Origin of the sequence: Pseudomonas putida, assembly GCF_025905425.1 — a bacterium.
In the GTDB taxonomy this organism is placed as follows: domain Bacteria; phylum Pseudomonadota; class Gammaproteobacteria; order Pseudomonadales; family Pseudomonadaceae; genus Aquipseudomonas; species Aquipseudomonas putida_AF.
In genome coordinates this window covers 2,009,395-2,029,383 of sequence record NZ_CP109603.1, presented here as the reverse complement: position 1 = coordinate 2,029,383, position 19,989 = coordinate 2,009,395, and the positions used below count along the sequence as shown (strand labels likewise).

At 62.3% G+C, this 19,989-nt stretch carries 22 protein-coding genes; 14 read left to right on the top strand and 8 right to left on the bottom strand.

The window, feature by feature from the left end:
* Positions 1 to 88 precede the first annotated feature (88 nt).
* The 5 genes from OGV19_RS09070 to OGV19_RS09050 all read right to left on the bottom strand — a co-directional run bounded on the left by OGV19_RS09070 (position 89) and on the right by OGV19_RS09050 (position 3,667).
* A complete protein-coding gene (locus OGV19_RS09070; protein ID WP_027594789.1) occupies positions 89 to 277 on the bottom strand; it encodes a hypothetical protein in 189 nt (62 codons plus the stop codon).
* 141 nt (positions 278 to 418) lie between these two features.
* The gene (locus OGV19_RS09065) at positions 419 to 739 is read right to left on the bottom strand and encodes a YbjQ family protein (RefSeq protein ID WP_264313075.1); all 321 of its coding nucleotides are present in this window, start codon (positions 737 to 739) and stop codon (positions 419 to 421) included.
* Positions 740 to 800: 61 nt separating this feature from the next.
* The gene (locus tag OGV19_RS09060; RefSeq protein WP_264313074.1) at positions 801 to 1,688 is read right to left on the bottom strand and encodes an EamA family transporter; all 888 of its coding nucleotides are present in this window, start codon (positions 1,686 to 1,688) and stop codon (positions 801 to 803) included.
* A 139-nt stretch (positions 1,689 to 1,827) separates the two neighbouring features.
* Positions 1,828 to 2,583, bottom strand: a complete 756-nt coding sequence (locus tag OGV19_RS09055; protein ID WP_264313073.1) for a class II aldolase/adducin family protein — start codon at positions 2,581 to 2,583, stop codon at positions 1,828 to 1,830.
* Positions 2,584 to 2,623: 40 nt separating this feature from the next.
* Positions 2,624 to 3,667, bottom strand: a complete 1,044-nt coding sequence (locus tag OGV19_RS09050; RefSeq protein ID WP_264313072.1) for an ABC transporter substrate-binding protein — start codon at positions 3,665 to 3,667, stop codon at positions 2,624 to 2,626.
* 178 nt (positions 3,668 to 3,845) lie between these two features.
* Here OGV19_RS09050 and OGV19_RS09045 point away from each other — a divergent pair, with 178 nt between their 5' ends.
* From OGV19_RS09045 to OGV19_RS09035, 3 genes are all read left to right on the top strand, one after another.
* Entirely contained in the window at positions 3,846 to 5,798 is a 1,953-nt protein-coding gene (locus OGV19_RS09045; RefSeq protein WP_264313071.1) for an oxidoreductase, read from the top strand.
* A gap of 39 nt (positions 5,799 to 5,837) precedes the next feature.
* Positions 5,838 to 6,440: a cupin domain-containing protein gene (locus OGV19_RS09040; RefSeq protein WP_264313070.1), complete on the top strand. Its 603-nt coding sequence runs from the start codon at positions 5,838 to 5,840 to the stop codon at positions 6,438 to 6,440.
* Positions 6,441 to 6,555: 115 nt separating this feature from the next.
* On the top strand, positions 6,556 to 7,764 hold the full coding sequence (locus OGV19_RS09035) for an NAD(P)/FAD-dependent oxidoreductase (RefSeq protein ID WP_264313069.1): 1,209 nt from the start codon (positions 6,556 to 6,558) through the stop codon (positions 7,762 to 7,764).
* Between the two features lie 150 nt (positions 7,765 to 7,914).
* Here the strand turns inward: OGV19_RS09035 and OGV19_RS09030 are convergent, their stop codons facing one another.
* Entirely contained in the window at positions 7,915 to 8,526 is a 612-nt protein-coding gene (locus OGV19_RS09030; RefSeq protein ID WP_264313068.1) for an FMN-dependent NADH-azoreductase, read from the bottom strand.
* Between the two features lie 132 nt (positions 8,527 to 8,658).
* Between OGV19_RS09030 and OGV19_RS09025 the strand changes: the two genes are divergently transcribed.
* Positions 8,659 to 9,561: a LysR substrate-binding domain-containing protein gene (locus OGV19_RS09025; RefSeq protein WP_264313067.1), complete on the top strand. Its 903-nt coding sequence runs from the start codon at positions 8,659 to 8,661 to the stop codon at positions 9,559 to 9,561.
* On the top strand, positions 9,554 to 9,913 hold the full coding sequence (locus OGV19_RS09020; RefSeq protein ID WP_264313066.1) for an MmcQ/YjbR family DNA-binding protein: 360 nt from the start codon (positions 9,554 to 9,556) through the stop codon (positions 9,911 to 9,913). The genes OGV19_RS09025 and OGV19_RS09020 overlap by 8 nt, the downstream gene beginning before the upstream one ends.
* An 8-nt stretch (positions 9,914 to 9,921) precedes the next feature.
* Here the strand turns inward: OGV19_RS09020 and OGV19_RS09015 are convergent, their stop codons facing one another.
* Positions 9,922 to 10,326: a DUF1294 domain-containing protein gene (locus OGV19_RS09015; protein WP_264313065.1), complete on the bottom strand. Its 405-nt coding sequence runs from the start codon at positions 10,324 to 10,326 to the stop codon at positions 9,922 to 9,924.
* Between the two features lies 1 nt (position 10,327).
* Positions 10,328 to 11,158 carry an undecaprenyl-diphosphate phosphatase gene (locus tag OGV19_RS09010; protein ID WP_264313064.1) on the bottom strand — a complete coding sequence of 277 codons (831 nt, stop codon included), beginning with the start codon at positions 11,156 to 11,158 and terminating at the stop codon, positions 10,328 to 10,330.
* A 298-nt stretch (positions 11,159 to 11,456) separates the two neighbouring features.
* Here OGV19_RS09010 and mcpP point away from each other — a divergent pair, with 298 nt between their 5' ends.
* From mcpP to OGV19_RS08965, 9 genes are all read left to right on the top strand, one after another.
* Complete coding sequence (gene mcpP / locus OGV19_RS09005; RefSeq protein WP_264313063.1) at positions 11,457 to 13,091, top strand: methyl-accepting chemotaxis protein McpP; 1,635 nt, start codon at positions 11,457 to 11,459, stop codon at positions 13,089 to 13,091.
* A gap of 114 nt (positions 13,092 to 13,205) precedes the next feature.
* On the top strand, positions 13,206 to 13,772 hold the full coding sequence (gene pnuC / locus OGV19_RS09000; RefSeq protein ID WP_264313062.1) for a nicotinamide riboside transporter PnuC: 567 nt from the start codon (positions 13,206 to 13,208) through the stop codon (positions 13,770 to 13,772).
* Positions 13,769 to 14,320 (top strand): ATP/GTP-binding protein, encoded by a 552-nt coding sequence (locus OGV19_RS08995; RefSeq protein ID WP_264313061.1) that lies wholly within the window; start codon positions 13,769 to 13,771, stop codon positions 14,318 to 14,320. Before pnuC ends, OGV19_RS08995 begins: the two co-directional genes overlap by 4 nt.
* 298 nt (positions 14,321 to 14,618) lie before the next feature.
* A complete protein-coding gene (locus tag OGV19_RS08990) occupies positions 14,619 to 15,056 on the top strand; it encodes a functional amyloid chaperone FapA (protein ID WP_264313060.1) in 438 nt (145 codons plus the stop codon).
* Between the two features lies 1 nt (position 15,057).
* The gene (locus OGV19_RS08985; protein WP_264313059.1) at positions 15,058 to 15,630 is read left to right on the top strand and encodes a fibril amyloid subunit FapB; all 573 of its coding nucleotides are present in this window, start codon (positions 15,058 to 15,060) and stop codon (positions 15,628 to 15,630) included.
* A 51-nt stretch (positions 15,631 to 15,681) separates the two neighbouring features.
* On the top strand, positions 15,682 to 16,989 hold the full coding sequence (locus tag OGV19_RS08980; protein ID WP_264313058.1) for an amyloid-like fimbrin subunit FapC: 1,308 nt from the start codon (positions 15,682 to 15,684) through the stop codon (positions 16,987 to 16,989).
* A gap of 64 nt (positions 16,990 to 17,053) precedes the next feature.
* Positions 17,054 to 17,734 (top strand): fibril amyloid maturation endopeptidase FapD, encoded by a 681-nt coding sequence (locus tag OGV19_RS08975; RefSeq protein WP_264313057.1) that lies wholly within the window; start codon positions 17,054 to 17,056, stop codon positions 17,732 to 17,734.
* 45 nt (positions 17,735 to 17,779) lie between these two features.
* Positions 17,780 to 18,538, top strand: a complete 759-nt coding sequence (locus OGV19_RS08970; RefSeq protein WP_264313056.1) for a fibril amyloid subunit FapE — start codon at positions 17,780 to 17,782, stop codon at positions 18,536 to 18,538.
* Positions 18,539 to 18,584: 46 nt separating this feature from the next.
* Positions 18,585 to 19,865 (top strand): fibril amyloid transporter FapF, encoded by a 1,281-nt coding sequence (locus OGV19_RS08965; RefSeq protein ID WP_264313055.1) that lies wholly within the window; start codon positions 18,585 to 18,587, stop codon positions 19,863 to 19,865.
* Positions 19,866 to 19,989 lie beyond the last annotated feature (124 nt).

The following is a 19,989-nucleotide window of genomic DNA, read 5'->3' as shown; positions in this document are numbered from 1 at the left end:
TCCGGCGAGCGCAACCCAGCGATGCCATGAGCAGCGTCAACGAATAGCAACAAAAACCCCGCCGTTCGGCGGGGTTGCTGGAGCGGGATCACTTCTTCAGCGGAACCCGCGGCATGAAGCGGCCCTTCTTGGTGCGCTGCAAATGTGCAGGCTGAAGCTGTTCCGAATCATCCAGCGTCATGTTGGCGAAGCCCAGGCGGAATGCCGACTGGCCGCAACGCACTTGGCTGTTGATCGGGAATGCGTCGTTCAGGTCTTCGAAAAAGGATTCGCTCATGCCCTGTCTCCCTCCAGTGGCGGTCGCGCCGGCAAGCAGATGGGGGTTGCCTAGGTGAACGCGCCCGGTAAAAGTGAGACTAGCTGGTCATTTGCGGACCGAGCGGACAAAAGACCCGGAACTGACCAGTGGCACATGGCCTTACTTCAATTTGACCGCCGTGCCCGTGGCGAACACCACGACCATGCCACCCTGTACCGAGGGCATGCTGATTTCAAAGTCCACACCGACCACGGCATCGGCGTGCAACTGCCGTGCCCGTGCCTTCAACTCCTCGGTGGCCTGTTCGCGGGCCTCGCGCAGCGCGCTCTCCAGGCTCTGTGAACGGCCCCCGAAGAAGTCACGAAAACGCGCGAAGAAATCGCGCACAAAGTTGATGCCCTGCACCGATTCAGAGCTGACGACGCCCAGGTAGTCAGCAATAGGACGGCCTTCGAGCTGGCTGGTGGTGGAGATGATCATGGAAGTGCTCCGTTGGCCTGGCGAAAAGCACCGATTCTAACAGAGCACAGGGAACCCCGCGTCAGGGTACGCTGGCCGTGCGCAACCGCTGTCCGAGCTTAGCGCCAAACACATTTACCAACAGCCCGACCATCACCAGCAACGCCCCCCAGCCCTGCAACTCGGTCAGGCGCTCGCCGAGCAACCAGGCCGAGGAACTTAGCCCAATCACCGGTACCAGCAGCGAGAATGGCGCGACCTTGCCCGCCGGGTGGCGCGACAGCAGCGTGCTCCACAGGCTGTAGCCGAGCATGGTGGCGACGAACGCCAGGTACGCCAAGGCCAGTACCGAACTCCAGCCGATGTTGGCCAGGGCGTGGCCGATGCGCTCAGGCCCTTCCAGCCACCACGACAAGGCCAGGAACGGCAACGGTGGAATCAGCCCGCCCCAGATCACCAGCGCCACCAGGTCGACCGAGCCGAAACGACGCGTGATGATGTTGCCCACGCCCCACATCGCGCCCGCGCACAGGGTCAGCACCAGCGCCAGCATCGGCACATGGCCGCCGTCCTCACTGCCGATCAGCGCCAACCCGCTGGCGGCCACCAGCAACCCCAGCACGCTGGCAACGCGCAGTCGTTCGCCCAGGAACAGCGCGGCGAAACCCAGGGTGAAAAATGCCTGGGATTGCAGGATCAACGACGCCAGCCCTGGCGGCATGCCGCTGTACATCGCCTGAAAAAGAAAGGCGAACTGCCCCAGGGAGATCGTCGCGCCATAGGCGATCAGCCAGCGCCACGGCAGCTTCGGGCGTTTAACCAGCAACACCGCCGGGAAGGCCACCAACAAGAAACGCAACGCCCCCAGCAGCATCGGTGGCAGGCCATCGAGGCCGACCTTGATGACCACAAAGTTGACTCCCCACGCAACGATCACCACCAGGGCGATCAGCAGGTCCTTGAGCGGCATTGCGACATCCTTCTTCAGGCTTTTCGACATATTTCGTTACAGCATAAGGCTATTCCTTTTCGACGGACCAGCACAGTTACGGCTCAGGGTTGCGCAACAGTGCCACTGTTCCAGTATCCCTACGGGTGACAGGCGTGCTTCAGCCCCGGTAATCCGGCGCCACCCGTTCCAGCATCCGCAACAACGCCGCCCACGCCAGCGCCACGGCATCCGGGTCCGACAGTTCGCCCTGTTTCAAGCCCTTCATTGGCGCGTTGAACTGCCGCTCGGTACGCTCACACACAGCGGCCGGCGGCAGTATCAACGGCCCGGCACTCTGCGCCGCCAGCTGGATCTCGCAGGCCTTCTCCAAGTAGTACATGCGCAGGAATGCTTCGGCGACGGAACGCCCGGTCGTCAGCAGCCCATGATTGCGCAGGATCATCACCGGCCTGTCACCCAGGTCGGCCACCAAACGCTGCTGCTCATCCAGGTCCAGGGCAATGCCTTCGTAATCGTGATAGGCAACCTTGCCATGAAACTCCATGGACATCTGGTTGACCGGCAACAGGCCACACGCCAGCGCGGCCACCGCACACCCGGCCCGGGTGTGGGTGTGCAGCACGCAATGGGCGTCTTCGCGGGCCGCATGGATAGCGCTGTGAATGACGAACCCGGCCGGGTTGACCGGGTGCGGCGTTGCCTCTACTGGCTGCCCATGCAGGTCGATCTTCACCAGGCTGGAGGCTGTGATCTCGTCGAACAGCAAACCGTAGGGGTTGATCAGAAAATGGTGGTCCGGCCCAGGCACACGCAGGGATATGTGCGTGAAGATCAGGTCGCTCATGCGAAAGTGCGCGACCAGGCGGTAGCAGGCGGCCAGTTCCTGACGCAAAGTCTGTTCGGTAAGGGTCATTGATCGTTCGTCCCGTTAGAAAGACAGCATTGAACGTAGGCTATTTGGTGGCCCAGGCATTGAAGCGCTGCTCCAGCTCTTCGCCATGGTCAACCCAGAACTCCACGTTCATCGCCAGCGCCCCCTGCAGGTTTTGCGGCGAGGTGGGCACCCAACTGGCCAGCGACGGGGCGAGCTTGGCCGCTGCCTGGGTATTGGTCGGCCCATAGGGAATCTGCTCGACGTAACGCACCTGGGTATCAGGCTGGTTGGCATAAGCGATCAGCCGTTTGGCCTGGTCGACGTGCCGCGAGCCCTTGATGATCGCCCAATAGTCCATGCCATACAGGCTGCCCGGCCAGACCAGCGCCAGTGGGCTGCCCTGCTGGGCCGCCACGGCGATACGCCCGCTGTAGGTGGACGTCATTACCACATCGCCAGCCGTCAACCACTGGGCCGGCTGTGCGCCCGCGTCCCACCACTGGATAAAAGGCTTGAGTTCGCTGAGTTTGGCAAACGCCCGATCGACCCCGGCGGGCGTTGACAGCACCTGGTAGACGTCCTCCACCTTGACCCCCTCGGCCAGCAAGGCGAACTCCAGGTTGTACACCGCACGTTTGCGCAGGCCGCGCTTGCCCGGGTACTTGCTGACGTCCCAGAAGTCGGCCCACGAAGCCGGTGCCTGGGCCAGCTTGTTGCGGTCATAGGCGATAGCAACGCTCCACACCAGCGCGGCAGAACCACAGTCCTGGGCGGCGTCCGGGATCAGTTCGGCGGCATGGCCCAGGCGTTGCCAGTCCAGATGCTCGTAGATGCCCTCATCGCAACCGCGCATCAGGTCGGGCCCCTCGATCTGCACCACGTCCCAATCGACGTTACCGGTATCGGCCATCACCTGGATACGGGCCATTTCGCCGTTGTACTCGCTCTGGATCAACCTGCTGCCGTCCTGGGCGCTGAAAGGCTTGAAGATCGCCTCATCCTGGGCTTTCTGACCGGCGCCGCCATAGCCGACCACGACCATCTGCGGGGCGGCTTGCGCACTGCCTAACCCGAGCGCCAGAAGCGCTGCGCAAAGGCTGGTTCTGCGAGGGAATGCATGCATCGAGGTTTCCTCCTGCCGGTGCCCGTCGGGCCCGATTTCTTGTTGTTGTGAGGTCACGCCCTCGTCAGCGAGGGTGAGGAAAACCTAGCCCTGCAAAAGTAAAAAAACAAGTTGATTTTTTACTATGGGTACACTTTCATAACCAAAACAAGAACAACACCACACCGGAGCCGCCTGTATGCAAACCGCCTTCCCCCACCTGTTCGAAGCCTTGCAGATTCGCGGCAAACGCCTGAAGAACCGCATCATGTCCACGGGCCACGATACCTGCCTGCCCACCGACAACCTGGTCAATGACAAGCTCATTGCCTACCAGCGTGCCCGGGCCGCTGGCGGGGTCGGTCTGATCGTGCTGCAGGTGGCCGGTGTACACGACAGCGCCCGCTACACCTCCCACGTGCTGATGGCCACCGACGATGCCTGCATCGAAGGCTACCGGCGCCTGGCGCAAGCCTGCCATGAGCACGGCACGGTGGTCTTGTCGCAACTGTTCCACCCTGGGCGGGAGATCATGGAGTCTGCCGATGGCTTGCTGGCGGTGGCCTATTCGGCGTCGGCGGTGCCCAATGAACGCTTCCGGGTGATGCCACGTGCGCTGGACCAGCCGATGATCGATGAAATCATCCAGGGCTATGCCAGCGCGGCCCGGCGCCTGCACCAGGCGGGGCTCGATGGCGTCGAAGTGGTGGCCAGCCACGGCTACCTGCCCGCGCAATTTCTCAACCCGCGGGTCAACCTGCGTACCGATGGCTACAACGGCGCACTGGAACAGCGCCTGAGGTTTGTGCGTGAAGTGCTGGCAGCAGTACGCGCAGCCACCGACGAGCAGTTCATCGTCGGCCTGCGCATCAGCGCCGACGAGCGTGACAGCGAAGGGCTGAGTGAAGATGAGTCGCTGGCCGCCGCCGAAGCGCTGCAAGGCCAGCTCGACTACCTGCACATCGTCGCCGGCACCTCGGCCTCTCTGGGCGGCGCAGTGCATATCGTCCCTCCCATGGCCATCGAGCCTGCGTACCTGGCGCGGGAGGCTGGCACGTTCAAGCAGCGGCTGAACATTCCGCTGTTCGTCACCGGGCGCATCAACCAGCCCCAGGAGGCAGAGCTGATCCTTGCACGCGGCCAGGCCGACGTGTGTGGCATGACCCGTGCGCTGATCTGCGACCCCCTGATGCCGACCAAGACCGAGCATGGCCAGGTCGAAGACGTGCGCGCCTGCATTGCCTGCAACCAGGCGTGTATCGGCCATTTCCATCGCGGGCTGGCGATTTCCTGCATACAGCGGCCAGAAACCGGCCGCGAATTGCAGTACGGCCAGATGACGCCAGCCACCACCCGCAAACGCATCCTGGTCGCAGGCGGCGGCCCAGCGGGCATGAAGGCGGCCGCCATCGCAGCCGCGCGCGGCCACCAGGTCACCCTTTATGAAGCTGGCCCACAACTGGGTGGCCAGGTGCTGCTGGCGCAACTGCTGCCCCGGCGCAGCGAATTCGGCGGCGCCAGCACCAACCTGCAGCGGGAAATGGCCCTGGCAGGCGTGGAGGTGGTGCGCAACACGCGGGTCGATCGCGCACTGGTCGAGCGCGAGCGCCCCGACCTGGTGATTGCCGCCACCGGTGCCACGCCCTACTGGCCGGCCTTCGAGCGTGCCGGTGACCTGCACGTGGTGGATGCCTGGCAAGTGCTGCGCAACGAGGTAAAACCCGGTCGTTCGGTACTGGTCATCGACTGGCGCTGCGACTGGATAGGCCCCGGCATCGCCGAGCGCCTGACGCGCGAGGGGCATCAGGTGCAATTGGCGGTCAACGGCACCCACTGTGGCGAAAACCTGCCGCTGTACGTGCGCGATCAACTGGCCGCCGAGCTGCATCGCCTGGGCATTCCCATTACCCCTTATGCCCGCCTCTATGGCTGCGACGACAACACCGTGTACCTGCAGCACACGGCCAGTGGCGAACCGATGATCTACGAAGGCATCGACACCCTGGTGCTGTGCCTGGGCCACCAGCCCAACGACACGCTGGCGGCGGAACTGGACGGCCTGGTGCAAGTGCGACGCATCGGCGATTGCCTGGCACCGCGTACTGCGGAAGAGGCGATTCACGATGGCCTGACGGTTGCCTGGGCGCTCTGAGGCTGTACATACTGCCGCTTTCCCGACGGACCGACGCGCATGAGCCAACCCCTCCAGCCCCCTTCCGCCACCGACGACGGTGGCGCCGCGCCGCAGTTCCTGGGTACCCGCATCCGCGGCCTGCGCAAGCGCCGCGGCATGACCTTGGCGGAGTTGGCCGCACAGAGCGAACTGACTGCCGGCTACATCAGCCAGCTGGAGCGCAACCTGTCCTACCCGTCGATCCCGGCACTGTTCAACATCGCCCGCAGCCTGGGGGTCACTATTCAGTGGTTCTTTGCCAGTGAGGCCACGACCGCACCCGAGGACCAGGGTTACGTGGTGCGCCGTAACAGCCGCCTCAGCGTGCACTATGAAGACGGCATCGTCGACCAGCTGCTCACGCCCCAGCCCAACCGCCAGCTGGAGATGCTTCACTCGCGCTTTCCACCGGGCACTTACAGCCAGCAAAGCTACAGCCATGACGGTGAAGAGGCAGGCTACCTGCTCAGCGGCAGTTTCGAGCTGTGGGTTGGCGAACGGTACTTTCAGCTGGGCGAAGGCGACAGCTTCAGCTTCTCCAGCCAGGAGCCACATCGCTATGGCAACCCGGGTGACGTGGATGCGGTGGTGATCTGGGTGATTACCCCGCCGACCTTCTGAAGCTGATTGTCCGCAATACCTTGTCTGGTTAGAAAACGGGCACTTCGTCGCCCGTGGCATCGGTGTGCGCAAACACGGGCTACCTTGATTACCCGGACCTTCCAGGAGCACAACGATGAAAAACATCCTGATCATTGGCGCGGGCTTTGCCGGCCTTTGGAGTGCGCTGAGCGCCGTACGCCAGCTGGAGCTGAACGGTCGCAACAATGCGATCGAGGTGACGCTGCTTGCGCCCCAGGCCGAACTGCATGTGCGCCCGCGCTTCTACGAACCGGACGTGCACACCATGGCCGCGCCGCTGCAGGCGCTGTTCGACGCGGTGAGCGTACGCTTCGTGCAAGGCACGGCCTTTCACATCGACGAAACCACCAGGCGCGTGCGCTATCGCACGCAAAGTGGTACCGAGTGCGAGCTCGGCTATGACCGGCTGATCATGGCCTGCGGCAGTGTGCTCAACCGGCCGGACATGGTCGGTATCGAGCATGTTTTCGATGTCGACAAGATCGACAGCGCTGCGCGCCTGGAGGCGCACCTGAAGTCCCTCGCCAGCCTGCCGGACACGCCTGCCCGTAACACCGTGGTGGTAGCCGGCGGTGGCTTCACCGGCATCGAAACCGCCACCGAATTGCCAGCGCGTTTGCGCAGTATCCTCGGTGAGCAGGCAGCCCTGCGCGTGGTGGTCATCGACCGTGGTGCCCGGATCGGTGCGGCCCTGGGAGAGGGCATTCGCCCCGCAATCGAGCAGGCATCCGAGGCCTTGGGGGTGGAATGGATCTGCGGCGCGACGGTGGCCTCAGTGGACCCCGACGGCGTACTGCTGGATAACGGCCAGCGCATCGATGCCAGCACTGTGATCTGGACCGTGGGCTTCAAGGCTAACCCATTGACCGAGCAGATCAGCGGCGAACGTGACCGCCAAGGTCGGCTGCATGTGGACGGCAACCTCAAGGTCAAGGGTAACGACGCGGTCTACGCGGCAGGCGACGTTGCTTATGCCGCCTGCGACGAGGTGGGCAACCATGCGGTGATGTCCTGCCAGCATGCGATTCCGTTGGGCCGCTACGCCGGCAACAATGCGGTTGCCGAGTTGATCGGCGTGGCGCCGATGACCTACAGCCAGCCCAAGTACGTGACCTGCCTCGACCTGGGCGCCTGGGGCGCGGTGTACACCGAAGGGTGGGAGCGCAAGGTGTCGCCACCGGAGGACAAGGCCGAGGCCAAGGTGCTCAAATCGCAGATCAACACGGTGTGGATCTATCCGCCTGCCGCGAACGATCGCTCGGCGGCGCTGGCGGCGGCTGACCCGACAATACCCGTAGCCTGATACGGCCAAATACGCACAGGCCAGTGCTCAATTGTGGGCTTGCCCCGCGAATGATGCGAGGCGGTGCATGGCACCGGCTGCGCCGGTGTTCGCGGGGCAAGCCCGCTCCCACAGAAGAACATTGAACGAGACAAGCCCCGCTTACCGCAATCAGGCAGCGGCAAACAGCTCGTTGGCGATCTGTGCCTGTGCGGCGTCGATGGCCTGGCTGCGGTGCTCTGGGCCGTAAGCCAGGCCGTGAGCGCGAACGATTTCCAGGTCGGTGACACCGATGAAGCCCAGGAACACCTTGAGGAAGTCCTCATGGCCGGCACCGGTCGGTTGGCCAACGTGCAGGCCACCGGCGGTGGATACCAGGATCACCTTCTTGTCGCCGCACAGGCCTTCAGGGCCGGCTTCGGTGTAGCGGAAGGTCTTGCCAGCGACGGCAACGCGGTCAATCCAGGCCTTGAGCTGGGTCGGCACGGTGAAGTTGTACATCGGCGCACCGATCACCACGGCGTCGGCGGCGAGGAATTCTTCCAAGGTTTCGGCGCTCAGCTTGGCTTCGAAGGCCTGGGCCGCGTCGCGCATGTCTTCGGGGGTACCGGCGGCTACCAGGGTGGCAGCAGAGAAGTGCGCGATGGCGTCGGCAGCCAGGTCACGGTAAACCACTTCCAGGCTCGGCTCGGTGGCTTTCCAGGCTTCGACCACTTCGCGGCTCAGCTGGCGGGAGGCGGAATTGTCGCCCAGGATGCTCGAATCGATATGCAACAGTTTCATGGGACTCTCCTGTAATGAAGACCGCAGCGGTGGGCGATCACGATGGGGAGAATCCTACCGGGATGACGAATAGCTGATAAGCAGGCAAAAATGCGTTAGTTTGTCCCACTGGTGGAACAGTGAGACATTCCCATGCAAGACCTTAACGACCTCTTCTATTTTGCCCGCGTCGTCGAAGCCGGCGGATTCGCCGCTGCCGGGCGCCAACTGGGCATCCCCAAATCCCGCCTGTCACGGCGTATCGCCGAGCTCGAAGAGCGCCTGGGAACCCGCCTGTTGCAACGCACCACGCGGCAACTGAAGCTGACCGCCGTGGGCGAGCGCTACCTGCACCATTGCCAGGCCATGCTGCTGGAGGCGGAAGCCGCCGATGAGGCTGTGGCCAGCATGAGCAGCGAGCCGCGCGGGCGGTTGCGGGTATCCTGCCCGGTGGCACTGGCGCATGCCTTCTTGCCAGACGTGATCACCCGTTTTCTCGCACAGTACCCGCTGGTGCAACTGGACATGGTGCTGCTCAACCGCCGAGTCGACCTGATTTCCGAGGGCATCGATGTTGCCCTGCGCGTGCGCGACCTCGGCGATGAAGACCCGGCCCTGGTCACACGTCGGCTGCGCCAGGCGCAGATGCAGCTGGTTGCCGCGCCGGGCTTTGCCGACCACATTCGCGAGCCAGGCGAACTGGCCTCGTTACCAGTGCTGGGCGCCGCGGAGGCTGACCGCCTGGTGCACTTCCGCCTGCTGGGGCCCGATGGCCGGCAACAGGAAATCGCCCTGGAGCCGCGCTTGGCCATCGATGATTTCGTGGTGCGCAATGCCGCAGTGCGCGCCGGCCTGGGTTTCACCGCGCTGCCTAGCATGTTCTGCGAAGAGGAGCTGGAACGCGGCGAGCTGGTACGGCTGCTGCCGGACTGGTCATTGCCGGGTGGGTATCTGCAAGCGGTGTACCCCCACCGGCGCGGTGTGTTGCCGGCAGTACGGGTATGGATTGATCATCTGGCGGCGTCATTCGAGGCCTGTGGGGAGCGCTATGTCTAAGCAGAAAATGACCGAAGCACAGGTGGCGGACTTCTGCCTGAACCTGCCAGGTGCGCGGGAGGATTATAAGTGGGGTGGCATCCGGGTGTTTTCGGTGGCGGGCAACAAGATGTTCGCGGTGCTCGACCTGGCGGGTGCAGGGTTATCGTTCAAGGTCGCCGATGAGCTGTTTCTGGGTTACTGCGACCGCCCTGGCGTGCGGCCTGCGCCGTATCTGGCGCGGGCCCGGTGGATCAGCATGGCGCCCCCTTACCCGATGGGGCGCGATGAACTGTGTGACCTGCTGCAGCGCTCGCACCAGTTGGTGGTGCGAAAGCTGCCGAAGCGGTTGCAGGTGGGCTTGTTGACCTGATCGTTGTGTCAGATCACGGACAGCAGGTGGCGCCCCAGAAACAGGTAATCAGCCCAGAACACCTGGTGCAGCAGCACAATCCCCCAGAACACCAGCTGATACGACACCTTGCGCGTCTTGTGCCGAAACAGCTGCTGGGCAACCAGGGCACCGGGCCAGCCGCCACACAGCTCGCTGGCATGCAGCACTTTCTCAGGCGTGCGCCAGGCCTGGGTGCGTGCCTGCTGCTTATCCTGCCAGTACAACAGCAGGCTGATCAGGCTCACCGCCGGGTAGAGCGCCAACGGCAACCAGGACTGGTCGTTCCAGGCCATCTGCGCGGCGCCCAAGCCCGGTAGCAGGCACAGCACGCCCAACACCAGCAGTTTCAGGCGCACATTGCGTACGCCCTCCTCGCTTTGCGCTTTAGCCATGTCAGCCGTTCGCCGTCGACCAGTCGACCCAGCCGAACTGCCAGGTCGCCAGAATCAGCAGGCCAAAGGCAATCCGGTACCAGGCGAACACCGCGTAGCTGTGGTTGGCAATGAACTTGAGCAACGCACGCACGGCGATCATGGCGAAGATGAACGAAGTCACAAAGCCGACGGCGAACACCGGCAAGTCGCTTGGCTGGAACAGGTCACGGTACTTGTAGCCCGAGTACACCGCCGCGCCGACCATGGTCGGCATCGCCAGAAAGAACGAGAACTCGGTGGCCGCCTTGCGCGACAGGCCGAACAGCAGGCCGCCGATGATGGTCGAGCCGGAGCGCGAGGTGCCCGGGATCATGGCCAGGCATTGGACAAAGCCGATTTTCAGGGCATGGCTCCAGCGCATCTCGTCAACATGGTCGACTTCCACGCGGTGCTCGCGGCGCTCTGCCCAGAGCATGATCACCCCCCCCACTACCAATGCCGCAGCCACGGTGATCGGGTTGAACAGGTAGTGGTGGATCAAGTCGGCGAACAGCACGCCCAGCACCACCGCCGGCATGAATGCCAACAGCAGGTTGCCGGTGAAGCGCCGCGCCGCAGGCTGGCTGGTAAGGCCGAAGACCACGTCTAAAATTTTGCGGCGAAACTCCCACACCACCGCCAGGATCGCGGCAAGCTGGATGATGATGTTGAACGCGATGGCCCGTTCGCCATCAAAGCCGATCAGGTCGGCCACGATGATCTGGTGGCCGGTACTGGAGATCGGCAAGAATTCCGTCAGCCCTTCGACCACGCCTAAGATGATTGCCTGGAAGGCAGTCCAAAAATCCATCATTCCCCCGATGGAGCGCTGCTGCTTGCAGGCCCCTTGTTCTTGATTTGCTTGAAGTTACCGCACGCGGCCCGGCTGTTTTACAGCGACTGTTGGGCGCAATGCCAGTGGAAAAGTTCACGCCGCCTAAAGGTTTCATCTTGCGCGGCCGAAATCCTATCAGAGCCGCTTTGCAATGGCTTGCGCCGGCTGCTGCAGAGTACGACTAGACTAGCACTTAGCCATTAGTCGAGTGGGGCCCTGTCGCAAAGCATGCTTGGATGCACCTGAATAACAAGAACAAGGCGGGAGTGCCTGGATGAAAACCCTGAGATCGATGTCGATCAGCCGCCGTCTGTGGCTGATCCTGCTGGTGGCAGTCGCGATGCTGGTGGTTCTGGGCCTGCTGATGCTGCGCCAGATCCACGGCGACCTGTACCAGGCCAAGGCGGAAAAAACCCGCCATGTGGTGCAGACCGCCGCCGGAGTACTGGCCTATTACCAGGGCCTGGAGGCTGCCGGCACGCTGAGCCGCGATGCCGCCCAGCAACAGGCGCTGCAGGTGGTGCGCGCGCTGCGTTACGACCACGACGACTACTTCTGGATCAACGACCTGGGGCCGAAGATGATCATGCATCCGGCCAACCCCAAGCTCGACGGCCAGGACCTGTCAGCCATCCGCGACCCCGACGGCTTTGCCGTGTTCAACGAAATGGTCAGCCTCGCCCACAGCCAAGGCGCCGGGCCGGTCAACTATCGCTGGCCCAAACCCGGTGCCAGCGAACCGGTGGCCAAGACCTCTTATATACAGCTGTTCAAGCCGTGGGGCTGGGTCATCGGCTCAGGTGTGTACATCGATGATGTGCAAGCCGAATTTGCCCGGCAGTTGCGCGACGCCTCGCTGGTTGGCCTGGGCATCGCCCTGCTGATGGCCCTGGTGGTCATGCTGATTGCCCGCAGTATCGCCCGCCCCTTGCAGGAGGCCGTGCAGGCCATGGGGAACATCGCCAGCGGCGAAAGCGACCTGACCCGGCGTCTGGACACCCACGGCCGCGATGAAATCACCCACCTGGGCGAGCACTTCAACCGCTTCAACGGCAAGCTCCAAGGGGTGGTCGGCCAACTGCAGGGCGCCGCCCACGACCTGGCCCGGTCCGCCGGGCATGTCGGCGACAACGCCGGCGCCGCGCAGCAGCACAGCGCCCAGCAGTCGCAGCAGATGGACCAGGTCGCCACCGCCGTCAACGAAGTGACCTATGCCGTACAGGACGTGGCCAAGACTGCCGAGCAGGCGGCGGGGGAAATGCGCGCGGCACAAGAACAGGTGCAGCATGGCCAACAGGCCATTCACGGCAGCCTCGAACAGATCGATCGCCTGTCACTGACCATCGACCAGGCAGTCCAGGTGATTCGTGACCTGGCCGGGCACAGCACGCGCATTGGTGGCGTGCTCGACGTGATCCGCTCCATTGCCGAGCAGACCAATTTGCTCGCCCTCAACGCGGCAATCGAAGCAGCCCGCGCCGGCGAGCAAGGCCGTGGCTTTGCCGTGGTCGCCGACGAGGTACGCCTGTTGGCCCAGCGCACCGCCCAGTCCACGGCCGAGATCCACACCATGATCGAGCACCTGCAAGGCCAGTCGGATGCGGCAGTGCGGGCGATCGACACCAGCAGCGAGGCCTCGCGCCAGACCGTCGAGCAGGCCCGCGAGGCCGGCGCCAGCCTGGATGCCATCAGCCAGGCGCTGCACAACCTCACGGCGCTCAATGCGTCCATCGCCAGTGCTACCTTGCAACAGTCGCATGTGGTCGAAGAGATCAACCGCAATGTGCTGGACACCGCAGGCTTGTCCCAGCAGACCGCTGAGGCAGCGCGCCAGTCGAGTGATGCAGGGGTGGCACTGGGCCGGTTGAGCGAAGAGCTGGAGCAACTGTTGCGCCAGTTCCGGGTGTAATCCCCTGTAGGAGCGGCCTTTCGCGACGCAAGGCCGCTCCTACACCCGTACTACTCCTTCGATTATCGACAAGCTACAATCGCGCCCCTCTTCTCGCCTCTCCAAGGATCGCCGATGTCCGGCCTTGAACTCATCGCCGCCGTACTCGGCGTCACCGCTGTCTGGCTCACCGTCAAGCAGAACGCCTGGTGCTGGCCGATCGGGCTGGTCATGGTATCGATTTATGGCTGGCTGTTCTTCGAGGTGAAGCTGTACTCGGGCATGTTGCTGCAAGTGGCCTACGCCCTGTTGCAGTTGTATGGCTGGTGGCAATGGAAGCGCCCAGGCCGTGCGCACGATGCCCGTCAGGTGACACGCCTGCAAGCACGCGCGCTGTGCACCGGGCTCGCACTGGGCGCACTGCTCAGCCTGACCCTGGGTGCGGCCATGGCCAACTGGACCGATGCCGCCCTGCCCTGGCTGGACGCCACCCTGACCGGCTTCAGCCTGGTCGCGCAACTGTGGATGGCACAGAAGCGCCTGCAATGCTGGCCGTTGTGGTTTGTGGTAGACATCGTCTATGTCGGCCAGTACCTGCATCAGCAGCTGTATTTCACCGCCGGCTTCTTTGCAGTCCTCACCCTGATCGCAGTGCGCGGCTGGTTGGAATGGCGCCGTGACCCCGCGCTGGTGCACGCATGAAGGTGCTGGTGCTGTGCGGGCCGGAATCCAGCGGCAAGAGCTGGCTCAGCGGTGTGCTGCAGGCGCACTTCGGTGGGGTGGTGGTCGCCGAATACGTGCGTCATTTCATTGATCAGGAAGGCCGCGATACGTGTTACGCCGACATCCCAACCATCGCCCGCGGCCAGCTTGAGTGGGAAGACCGCGCTCGCGCGCAAGCGCCTGAGCTGTTGATCCTCGACACTCACCTGCTCAGCAACATGCTGTGGAGTCGCGCCCTGTTCGACGACTGCCCCGCCTGGCTGGAACAGGCTTTGCTTGCCCGGCACTACGACCTGCATCTATTACTGAGCCCGCAAGACGTGGACTGGGTTGCCGATGGCCAGCGTTGCCACCCTGATATCAGCGATAGACAGCGCTTTTTCGACGACAGCCTGCGCTGGTTGCAGCGGCACCAGCAAAGGGTTCAGGTGATTAATGGCAATTGGCCGCAACGCCAGTTGCAGGCGCTGCAAACAGTCGCTACGCTGCTTGATAGCGATACGCCAGCCTGCCCGACTGAGTGTTAATTCACTGACACACTCAGGTGGGTGATAGCCCCCGCAAATGCGGGGGTTCCCCCCATTTCGGGGGCAGTGTCAAGTCAGTGAAACACCCTTGCAAAAATCCCTCCAGGCTGGGCCCACACAGGCTTCGGCCCCTCAGCGCTCGATGATCTGTATCAGCCTTGATACAGAAAACGCGGCACACGGCCAGTGCATTCGCATAACCATTTGATTTAAAAACAAAAGCCAAACACGGCACAGCTTCTGCTCTCTTCTTCGCATCGCTGAATCGGACCAGCACGCCAAAGAAGGAATTGCCGTCGTGGGGATACTTGATAAACGCGTCTATCGCCTCTTGCTACTCGGTTGCGTTCTAGGGTCAGGGCTGACCCAGCCTGTTCAGGCCGAAAACGGCATCATCATCATTACCCGCGATGTGCAGACGCGCAACGCGACCATCCCGCCGATGATTCCCGACCCAAGCCCGACCACCGTCAATGCCAACCCCTCTGCGCAGATCCTCAGGCAGACCCATGAATTGAGCGATGGTGACTTTGCCAGCATCAGCAGCGGTGCCGGCATCAGCGCCCTGGTCAATCAGCAGACCAACAACCTGGGCGGCAATCTGACCCATCAGACGCAGCTGCCCAACCTCGCCGGTGGACGTGGTTCAGGTTCAGGCAACGGCATCTCCAACATGGTCAACTCAAGCGTCCAACGCGGCCTGGCCCCACTGCAAATCCTGACCGGAGGCAAGTGAGATGAGGCACACCCTGCTGCTTCTGGCCACGCTCTGCAGTGCGCCAGCCTTCGCTCAATCCCCCGTGATCAACAACGCCGACATCGACAGCTCGGGCAGCCGTTACCAGGGCAACCTCACGGTCAACCAGGCGGCCGGCGACCTGCAGCAGCAAGCCAACGCCCGGGCCATCGCCGTGGGCCATGAGGCCAGCGCCACCACACAGATACGCCAACGGCTCGGCACCCCTGTCGACGGCGCCATGGATGCCACCTCCAGCATCCAGGGTAACGCTTTCAGCCAAGGCAGCGGCGCTCTGGGGGTCAACCAGAGCGCGGGTGCCGGCACCCAGCAAGCCAACGCACTGCGCATCAGCCTCAGTACTCAACCGCAAAGCATCGACGACAGCGTCCTCATGCAACAGAACGTGGCGCTGCTCAACAACTCCGATCCAACTGACGCTGCACCCGGCCATCGCCAGGTCACCACCAGTGACCAGGCATTCACCGGTAGCCGTGGGGTGATTCAGTTGAATCAGAGTGCCGGGGTGGGAAACCGAATGGCCAACACCTTGAGCATACGGGTCGCGGATTGACCCAAACAGTTAAGAACAACACTTAACCTAAATAAAGTACGGAGAATCACCATGAAACCCTCGATGGCAATAAAGCCTCTGGTTTTCGCAATTGCTGCGGTCATGGCTGTTGCTGTACAAGCTGGGCAAAACGATCGGCGCAATGACCATCACAATGGCCACCATAACAACGGTCATCACACGCCTCCACCCACCAAGATCCCTGTGTATGCAACGGCCAATGCCCTCGATAGCCAGAGCAGCACCGACAACACCATCACCAACCAAGGCACCATCAATGAAGCCGAAATGAGCAGCTCGGCGACCGGTGCCAGCGGCAACGTTGGGGTCAACGTGGCAGCCGGTAATGGCAACCAACAGGACAACGCTGCAGCCATTGCCAACGCATCTTCCGAGTCGAGCCTGGATAACAGCTTCGTGTTCGGGACTGCCGAAGCAACTGCCGATGTCCGCCAGTTCAGCGATGGCAACCGGGTGGACAACTGGTCTACCCAATCCTCTGCGGTGATGAGCGGTTCGGGTGATGGCGCCTCCGGCAACGTCGGCGTCAACATTGCGGGCGGCGACCTCAACCAACAGAAAAACACCATGGCGATCGCCAACACCAATGCGCCATTGGGCAACGCCACCGCCACCGCCTCTGCCGAGCAGAACGGCCCAGGCCTGATCGTGAACAACAGCGCCGACCGCACCTACCGTGTGGATACGCTGACGTTTACCACTACGGCCAGCGGTAACGCCTCTCGCGAAAAAAATTCGAACCTGAGCGTCGACAAGAGCTCTTCTTCGAGCTTCAACGTCAGCGGCTCTAACAGCTGGGATGCCAGCGGCTCAAAAAGCGCCAACGCCAGCGGATCTCGTAGCAAGGATTCGAGCTCGAGCTACACCGCTTCTCTGACCGCAACCCTGGACGCTGCGGCTAATGCTTCGCACACCGTCACCACTGATGATGGCCGTCGTGAGCGCACTCGCAGTGAAACTGTCGATGCTTCGCTCAACGCTTCGCTCGACGCAACCATCGACAAATCGCACGAGAAATCGTCCAGCTCTTCGTTCGAGAAGTCCTATGACTCTTCGTTCGAAAAAGCCTTCGACTCCTCGTTCGAAAAATCGGGCAGCAAATCCAAGGAATCGTCCAAAGATGTCGTGAAAAGCTACAGCGAAAGCAGCTCTTACGACCTCAGCAACACGGTTTCCTTCCAAGTGCTGACCCCAACCGGCTGGGCCAACCCTGTGACCAACACTGCAACCCTGAGCGGTTCGGTGAACGGTGGCAGCGGCAACCTGGGCGTCAACGTGGCTGCCGGTGTGGGCAACCAGCAAAGCAACTCGCTGGCCATCTCCAACACCTCGTTCTAACGGCTGTAGCCTGGAGGCCCCCTGCGGGGGGCCTTTTTCAACCAGAACAAGAAGGCACCCGATCATGCGTATTTTCGCCTTGGCGTTTTTGCTGTGCCTGGCCAGCGTGAGCGAAGCTGCACAAATGCCACTGTCCGTGCTGCCGGGCGGCGCGGTGGTGTTCAAACCCATCCAGAGCGTACGCGAGCGCAAGTTCGCCGACCTGGTGCAACAGAAAACCGACTTCAGCTGTGGCGCAGCCTCGCTGGCAACCATCCTGCGTCAAGCCTACTGGCTGGACGTGGACGAACAACAGATCATCGAAGGCATGCTGGCGCACGCGGACCAGGACCTGGTACGCACCCAAGGCTTCTCCATGCTCGACATGAAACGCTACGTAGAAAGCCTGGGGATGCGCGCCCGTGGCTACCGGGTGGCGCCGGATACCTTGAACAGCATCCGCATTCCGGTCGTGGTCCTGATGGACATCCGTGGCTACAAGCATTTCGTGGTCATGCAAAAGGTCGACAAAGGCTGGGTGTATATCGGTGACCCGGTACTGGGCCACAAGCGCTTCAAGGTCGAGGACTTTCTCAAAGGCTGGAACGGCATCATCTTCGCCGTGATCGGCCAGGGTTATGACAAGAACAACGCCTTGCTCGACCCGCCTCTGCCACTGACTGCCAAGGGCCGCGTCAACAATTTCGCCCCGGTGCAGGATGCAGAGCTGATGGACTTCGGCTTCATTAAAAGTGACTTTTTCTAACGACTCTTCTAACGATTTGGGAGCACGACGCTCCGGGAGCATCCAATGAAGACTCCATTCTGGCTAGCCGTGGCATGCCTGGCCGCCAGCCTGCCAACCCATGCAGAGACGTTCAAGCCCATCGAGCTGAAGGATCAAGAGTTGGCGAACCTGCGCGGTCGTTATGTGATGCCGGGACGGATCGTGAGCTTTGGCATCGTCATGACCAGCACCTGGCAAAATGCCAAGGGTGACGTGATCGGGGCGTCTTCCACGCTGCAAGTGCAGCAGAACACCGTCAAACCACAGTTCTATGTGTCGATGATTGACGAAAAAGGCACGGGCGCCGCGCAATCGCAAAGCGCCAGCAGCGTGGCCGGCACCGGGACGGTCACCGGCGGTAGCGGGCTCAGCAGCACCGAGGGCGTGACCCAGGTTGTGCGCGCAGCAGGTGACAACAATACCGCCTACAACAATGTCGATATCAACGTCACCAAGGCCAACCAGGCGCCAGCAGCGCAGCCGCAGGGCCAGGCCCTGACCGCAGGCTCGACCTTGGTCGGCGAAAACGGCGCGGGCGCATTGAGCGTTTCGTCGACCGGCGTGGGTGTGCAGCTCAACATCACGGCCGCCAACAACCAGGGCAGTACCGTGCAACGCCTGGCCCAGGGGGGCCTGATGCAGAACGCAACGTTGCTCGGCAATGGCAACCAGGTCAGCAACCTCACTTCCCTCAATGTTGTCATGCGTGAAAACGTGCCTACGGCCGCATCGCTGAACGGTAGCCTCGACCAGCTCAAAGGTCTTCGCACTCTGGGATACTGATCTACGCTCAGTCTCATCAAAAGTAGTCGGAAGGGACGGCAAATCCATGCACCGATCGTTAACGTTCAGAGCTTTTGTCTGTTTGACTACCTTGGCCCCAGCCACATCCCTCTATGCAGCTGTCGATCCGCAGGTCGAAGCACTCAAACAAGAACTGATGGCGTTGAAACAGCGCTATGAGGCACAGCAACAAGCCTTGATGGTGCTTGAACAACGCGTTCGCCAGGTCGAGGAGACACCTGCGGCGCCTGCCCCCAAACGCCTCACCAGGTCCCCGGCCGAAACGGTCCAGGGCGGCCAGACCGTCGCTGCAGGGGCGCCAGGCACCACCGGCAGCTCCTATGGCCAATCGCTCAAGGACGGCTCAGAGCCCGCGCAAAGCGTGTCCAACCTGTATGACGAGGCCAGCGGCTTTTTCGGCGGCGGCAAGTTCAGTTTCGAAACCGGCGTCACCTACACCCACTACGACACCCGCGCACTGGTGCTCAATGGCTTCCTTGCGCTGGACTCGATATTCCTCGGCAACATCAACCTCGACCGTATCAAGGCGGACAACTGGACCCTGGACCTGACCGCCCGTTACAATCTGGCGCAACGCTGGCAGTTCGACATCAACGTCCCGGTGGTCTACCGCGAATCGACCTACTCATCGGGCGGTGCAGGGGGTGCGGCTCCGGTTACCACTGACGAAACCGTCACCCGTGACCCAGAAATCGGCGATATCAACGTGGGCGTCGCCTACAAATTCATGGATGAGTCGGAGAACTGGCCCGATGCGGTGGCGACACTGCGGATCAAGGCGCCAACCGGCAAGGACCCATATGGCATCAAGCTGCGCGAGGTACCGGGCAACGACAACTTGTCGGTGCCAGAAAGCCTGCCGACAGGCAACGGCGTCTGGGCGATCACGCCGGGCATCTCGCTGGTCAAGACCTTCGACCCCGCCGTGCTCTTCGGCAGCCTGTCCTACACCTACAACATGGAGGACTCGTTCAGCGACATCAGCCCCCAGGTCAACAGCAAAGTGCCGGGTGACGTGAAACTGGGTGATTCCTGGCAAATTGGCGCCGGTATCGCCTTTGCCTTGAACGAGAAGATGAGCATGTCGTTCTCCTTCTCCGACCAGTTCGCCCGCAAAAGCAAGATCAAGCCCGATGGCGGCGACTGGCAGTCGATCAGCAACAGCGACTACAACGCAGCCAACTTCAACATCGGCATGACCTTCGCGGCGAGCGACAACCTGACCATTGTCCCCAACCTTGCCATTGGTCTCACCGACGATGCGCCAGACTTCTCCTTCAGCCTCAAATTCCCTTACTACTTCTGACCCGTACCCTTCAGCCGGGCTTGCGCAAGCAAGCCCGGCTTTTGGTTACCAGCCTTGTAGCCGACCGCGTTCCCCGCCTCAGCCTGTTATCATTGCGCACAGATGCATGACGATTTAATGGCAA